We start from the raw sequence: 6,226 nt of genomic DNA on the forward strand, positions 1-6,226 counted from the left end.
ATGCGGGCTGCGTCATCGCGCATTGCGCCGTCGATCAGGTGGCCAATCATAGTCATAATGTTTCCTCGAGCTTTCTTATTGTGTGCCGGCCTCTATTCGCAAGCAGAGACCGGCAGGCTGACGGTGATGCGTCAGTACGTTATTTAATTAATCCAGTTCGTTGATGGAGTCGCCCAGCGCATTGATCAGGCTGTCGATCTCTTCAATCTCAACGGTAAACGGCAGACCCAGCTGAATGGTGTCGCCGCCATAACGAACATAGAAACCTTTCTCCCAACACTTCATCGCAATCTGATAGGGACGCAGTGCCGGCTCACCCGGTGCAGCTTCGATGCTCAAAGCACCGGCCAGACCGTAGTTACGAATATCCGATACGTATTTCGTACCTTTCAGGCTGTGCAACATCTCCTGGAACTGTGGCGATACCGCGTTCACACGCTCGATCAGCTTGTCGTTCTCCAGAATATCCAGCGATGCCAGACCCGCCGCACACGCAACCGGGTGCGCGGAATAGGTATAACCGTGAGGCAGTTCCAGCATGTAATCTGCGCCACCAGTTTCCATAAAGGTGTCGTAGATCTCCTGCTTGGCAATAACAGCACCCATCGGAATCACGCCGTTGGTCAGCTGTTTTGCTGTGGTCATCAGATCCGGTGTCACCCCAAACTCTTCTGCGCCGGTCCTAGAACCCACACGGCCAAAGGCAGTGATCACCTCATCAAAGATCAGCAGAATATTGTGCTTGTCGCACAGTTCTCGCAGACGCTTCAGATAACCCACCGGTGGCGGAATCACACCCGCAGAACCAGCCATTGGCTCTACGATCACTGCCGCGATATTTGAGGCATCGTGGGTGGCGATCAGATCTTCCAGATCATCCGCCAGATACGCGCCGGTTTCCGGCATACCCTGCACGAACTTATTCTCTGGCAACAGGGTGTGCGGCAGATGGATTGCATCGATGCCCGGGCCGTAAATCGCACGGTTAGGACCAATACCGCCCACACTGATACCGCCGTAGTTCACACCGTGATACCCCTTAGCGCGACCGATCAGGCGCGTTTTGCTGCCCTGACCTTTCTTGCGCCAGTACGCACGGGCAATCTTCAACGCAGTTTCAACCGATTCAGAACCGGAACCGGTGAAGAACACACGGTTTAAACCTTGCGGCATAAACTCCGTAATGCGGTGGGCCAATTCAAAAGATTTTGGGTGACCAAACTGGAACGCTGGTGAGTAATCCAGCTCTTTCACCTGTTTGCTAACCGCTTCGGTAATTTCCGGACGGCTGTGACCGGCACCACAGGTCCACAGACCACACAGGCCATCGAAAATCTTGCGACCGTCCGCTGCGGTATAGTAGTTACCCTCCGCAGAAACGATCATGCGTGGGTCTTGCTTAAAATCACGGTTGCCGGTGAATGGCATCCAGTGAGCATCTAACTGGTCTTGTGACAATCCGCATAAAGACAGGTCATCATTTTTATTATTCATCTGCCACCTCATAAGGTTTGTAGCTGTAAAGCGAGGATCAAGTACATGCGATCCATTATGGACAGACTGATAGGTTGTTAAATTCAAACGTATTGAACTTACCTTAAGCATTTACTTACGTAATGGTTTTTCAACGGACTCTCAGGGGGGAACACAAGCGCTAATACCACTAGTTTATGATCAATATTGACAATAAATAATACCTAGCAATAAACTATCAACACTGACAATAAAAAGTAGAGCCGTTTGATGAGATCGTTTTGGTTTACCGTAGGCGTGTTACTACTGGGCTGGGTTGCCTGGGATATTTATGCGGGTTACACGCTGCTGTGGGACTTCGTGTATCGTGACGTCCAGCCGGGTCTGTACTGGATCTGCGTAACGGTATGGGGAGTGCTGGGTATTAGCTGTTTCTTTTCATGGGGCGATTAGCCCGTACCGGTGAAAATCCAGCAACACGCCGCTGACCTGTTGCTGATAGATCGCTGAAGCCCAACATTGAATATCCCTTATCAAGGCTTCAATATCTGGCGTTTCAATGGGCATAGACGTTAAGCGCCCCACTGATCCTGAGTGAACATTGCCTGACGCACCGCCATCAATGCAGACGTCATCCGCATCGCCTGATCTATCGCGTCATCCGATTCACCCAGCTGCTGCAAACTGGATACGTGACTGCGGAAGCAGTTGTAACCACCGTTCACCATTGAGATTGCGATGCATGCATAGTGATAACCGATCTCATCATGCACCTGAATACTCTGAAAATCGCGCATATGCAGTACGTCCAGTGAACCGCCTGCATTCACTTGGGCGAAATTTCGGCTAAAGAAATACGGATTGGTCACCGCCATTCGGCTGAGTGCGAAACGCATATCTCGTTTTTCAGCATCCGATACAGCATCGGTTAATTGGACAGCAAAGCCCGTTAACGCGCTGTTCCTGGCAGCCATGACTGAGGACCAGACAACGTAGCGCTTACCGCTGGCCGTCAAGCTATCTTCGGACATCACCTGATTCAGAAACTGCGCCTGATCTTCGCTGCCTTCCAGAAACTGCATATCACCTATCGCTGCTGCCATCGCGCATCTCTCCGCTGAATTTCCGTCTTGAAAGCACAAAAGTGTACAGATCTGGACGCCCTGCTACCAAGAAATCTTGATTAAATCATGTGTGAGCTACACATCAATTTGCCCATTACGGGTAACAACTGCTAGATTGACCTGACGCATTCAATATCTATTCAGAATAAAACGGGTTTGATCGTTATTTGCCAGTTAACAAGAGATCGACTAAACCAAAGGGATGTTTGACAAATTAGATGATCATTCCTGAATCTGTATGATTTAGAAGAAGTATTGCGAGGGATTGTGGTGCTTTGGCGTTTACACCAAGAACATATTGGTACCGTCTAACAAGATTCACTCGAACAAAGTACGCTCTCCATTTTTAAATACGTGGCGCGCTTTATAGAACAGGCTGCATGTGATGATAGATACGCAAACTTGCCTCTCCAGAAACCTTCACCCGTCCATTGATATCAGTAAGTGGCAGCGCACTGTAGATCTGATGTCACAGCTCTTTGACTCAGCCTGCGGTACCATCGTGCAGTTTCGACAGCAGGAATTTAATGCAGTGGTTGCCAGCCTGAATGAAGGTAACTTTTTACAGCAGGATTCGTCATGGCCTTGGGAGATGAAAAGTTTTTGTCGGACCATTATAGAAACGGGCGAAGGCCTCTATGTGAAAGATGCACCCAATGAAGACAAATGGAAAGATGCAGACCCGGTAAAGGATGGCCCCGTGCGGTCCTACTTGGGTATGCCGATTACTTGGCCAGACGGCACGCTATTCGGCACGATTTGCGTAATCGATACAAAAAGCAGCGACTATCAACCCAATCAGATAGAGCTGCTGGAACAGTTTCGCGACATGATCGATGCTGACCTGCGCATGATGTTTGCGTATGAAGAGATCAAAACACTGGCGCTCACCGACGAAATGACCGGCGTCAGCAACCGGCGCGGCTTGAAAGTACTGGGAGCCCAGCGGATCAAAGATGCCAAACGCTTTGGCCTGAGTATCGGGATTGCTTACCTTGATATCGATAATTTAAAAGTGCTAAACGATGAACATGGACATCAGGCTGGTGATGTCTGTATCTCTACACTGGCACAAGCGATGAAAAACTGCTGTCGGGAAAACGATATCATCGCCCGCTTGGGAGGTGACGAATTTGTCGTGATGTTGCTGACAGATACACACGATCACCTTCAAGTACTCTGCCAACGCTTAGAAAACGAGTTTAATCGCCTAAGTTCAGAGAACGAGATCTTACGTGGCAGTGGTATCAGTTATGGATATTGCTGTCGCCACGGCAACCACCCGATTTCACTTGATACCCTGATCGAAGAAGCTGACCGGTCGATGTACAAACACAAAAAAGCGAAGAAACCTGAGCAATATGACACCGAAGCCCGCTAGGTTTCGTTCCATAACGAGTAAGGCCGCCTAACTAAATAGTTCAGCGGCCTTTTTATTGGCTCTCAGGCTGGCAACAGCAAACCCAATGTCAGTGGCAGAGTAAAGAACGCCAACACCGTTTGTACCGTAATGATCGACGCCATCGCCTGATGATTCCCCCCCAATTGGCGCGCCAGCACATAAGCAGAAGGCGCAGTGGGTACGGCCATAAAAATCACCACCACAATCGCTGTTAGACCTTCCAGCCCAAACCACTGACCAACCAATAAGGCCGCAATGGGTTTGGCGATAAACTGCACCACAGAAGTAAAGGCAATCATATCTGCGCTGCTTCGCAAATCACCCAGCCTCAACGCAGCCCCCACCGACAACAAAGCCATCGGCAGCGCCGATTTGCCCAGCATCGTCATCAGGTTATCAAACGCAGGAGTCAACCCTACGCCACTCAAATTAAGTGATAAGCCGATGAAACACCCGATGATCAGAGGATTAGTCACCAACTGATACGGCAGCTTGCGCCAGCCGCCATCACTGCGGTTTGCTACCGAAAAAGCCGACACACTTAAAATGTTCACCGATACAACAATCACAACCGTTGCCAAAGCACCGACCATCAAACCTTCATCGCCGAACAAATTATCCACCAGCGCCAATGCAATAAAGCTGTTAAAGCGCACACCGCCCTGAAACATCGAGGTAAAAGACGGCATATCCACAGGACGGATAAATGTTTGCCAGATCACGACCAACAGACTGGATAAGAGCAAAACAGATACGAGCGTCACAAGCACCTCGCCCCAGGCAAGACCCGATAACGGCTTGTTGGCCAGTGAGACCACCAGCAAACAGGGGGCGAACAGAAAATAGGTCAGTTTCTCTAACCCACTCCACACCGACTCCCCCACACCAAAATGCTGACGAGCCAGGTAACCGATCAGGACGGTCAGAATAATAGGAATTAACGCTTCGATAGCGACAGGCATGATGTTCTCCCAATGCAACTACCGCTTAGCTTACGCTGGGAGATACAACAAAAAAATTTATCTTTTTTGACTGATAACTTAAAAAATATTTATGAATCAAAGTTTAAGAAATTCGTCGATTAACACCTGAGCCAATGCCTTACGGCCGTGGTCACGCCGTTGATACAATCCGACATTGCGATGAATGACCGGATCGCCAAACGGCACCAGACAAAAACGCTCTCTCAAATACTCTAAACGATGGTTACCGACCGCCATGATTGTCAGCCCCAGCTTCTGTTCGACCATCATCAATGCAGCCTGTAAGGAATCCAGCTCCATCATCTCATCAGGCGCAATCCCCCGTCGGCGTAGCTCACTATCAATCATACTGCCGGCCCATGCACGAGGATCAAGCCGGATAAACGGGTAGCGCCTCAGCATCTCTGCATCCGACTGTACGGGGATATCTTTATGGGCAACGACGTAAAACGGCTCGCAATCTAATGTCGCCCATTCGTAATCCGGCGGGATATTGTGCTGGGGTTCAGTGATCAATACGGCGTCCAGCTCACCACTTTCAACCCGCTGTGCCAGATCGATCGACATACCACGCAGCACTTTGATCTTCAGCAGCGGATAACGGTCACGAAGTCGCGCCAGTACCGGGCCTAACACGCCCGTTTGTACGCTAAAAACAGCACCGAGCAACAACTCACCGTTAAACTGTCCTGCAGCACCCAAACCGTCACCCAACTGGTCGTACAGGGTGAGTATCTGTTCCGCCCGCTCCAACACCTTGCGACCATCATGGTTGAGCACCTGATTGCGTCCAACTCGATCAAACAAGCGTGTTCCTAACTGCTCTTCCAACTGGCGGATCTGGATACTCACCGCGGCCTGCGTCAGTCCCAGCTTATCACCCGCCGCCGCAAAGCTGCCCTGCTGCACAATGGCACACAACGTTTTTAATGCCTTAACCGACATTCACATACCCTCAAATTCGCTATCCTGATTGATCCGATCAGGTGTGAATCAATCTAGCACAGTCAGCGGTGCGTCGTGAAAGTCAGATCCATGGCGGCAGGATTGGAGCGATATGATGGTTTGTGTTGGATATCGCGTTGCTCAACCCAACCTACATCCAGGCATGCGGTCACGTAGGTTGATGAGATGGTCTCCTCCCGTCCTACGGCGTCACAATGCGCCAAGATAGAAGTATAAATATCACTATCTGATGGATGCATAGGAGGAGACCATGATTAAGCCTAGTGTGATTGGACTCG

Annotated in this window: 6 protein-coding genes; 2 read left to right on the forward strand and 4 right to left on the reverse strand. The window is 50.0% G+C overall.

Annotated elements, in window-relative coordinates:
• Window positions 1-147: 147 nt before the first annotated feature.
• Window positions 148-1,494 (reverse strand): aspartate aminotransferase family protein, encoded by a 1,347-nt coding sequence (locus ABYW01_RS11535; RefSeq protein WP_372832841.1) that lies wholly within the window; start codon window positions 1,492-1,494, stop codon window positions 148-150.
• A 249-nt stretch (window positions 1,495-1,743) separates the two neighbouring features.
• Here ABYW01_RS11535 and ABYW01_RS11540 point away from each other — a divergent pair, with 249 nt between their 5' ends.
• Window positions 1,744-1,926, forward strand: coding sequence for a hypothetical protein (locus ABYW01_RS11540; protein ID WP_193955205.1), 183 nt, complete (start codon window positions 1,744-1,746; stop codon window positions 1,924-1,926).
• Window positions 1,927-2,045: 119 nt separating this feature from the next.
• On the opposite strand, the gene ABYW01_RS11545 is transcribed toward ABYW01_RS11540, so the two are convergent.
• Window positions 2,046-2,576, reverse strand: a complete 531-nt coding sequence (locus tag ABYW01_RS11545; RefSeq protein WP_372832842.1) for a hypothetical protein — start codon at window positions 2,574-2,576, stop codon at window positions 2,046-2,048.
• 406 nt (window positions 2,577-2,982) lie between these two features.
• On the opposite strand from ABYW01_RS11545, the gene ABYW01_RS11550 reads away from it, so the two are divergent.
• On the forward strand, window positions 2,983-3,978 hold the full coding sequence (locus ABYW01_RS11550) for a diguanylate cyclase (RefSeq protein WP_372832843.1): 996 nt from the start codon (window positions 2,983-2,985) through the stop codon (window positions 3,976-3,978).
• 62 nt (window positions 3,979-4,040) lie between these two features.
• Here ABYW01_RS11550 and ABYW01_RS11555 read toward each other — a convergent pair whose 3' ends face one another.
• Together ABYW01_RS11555 and ABYW01_RS11560 are read right to left on the reverse strand one after the other, a co-directional pair.
• Complete coding sequence (locus ABYW01_RS11555) at window positions 4,041-4,961, reverse strand: AEC family transporter (protein ID WP_372832844.1); 921 nt, start codon at window positions 4,959-4,961, stop codon at window positions 4,041-4,043.
• A 96-nt stretch (window positions 4,962-5,057) separates the two neighbouring features.
• Window positions 5,058-5,927 carry a LysR family transcriptional regulator gene (locus tag ABYW01_RS11560; protein WP_372832846.1) on the reverse strand — a complete coding sequence of 290 codons (870 nt, stop codon included), beginning with the start codon at window positions 5,925-5,927 and terminating at the stop codon, window positions 5,058-5,060.
• Window positions 5,928-6,226: the final 299 nt, after the last annotated feature.

Source organism: Pontibacterium sp., assembly GCF_041587635.1.
Lineage (GTDB): Bacteria > Pseudomonadota > Gammaproteobacteria > Pseudomonadales > Balneatricaceae > Pontibacterium.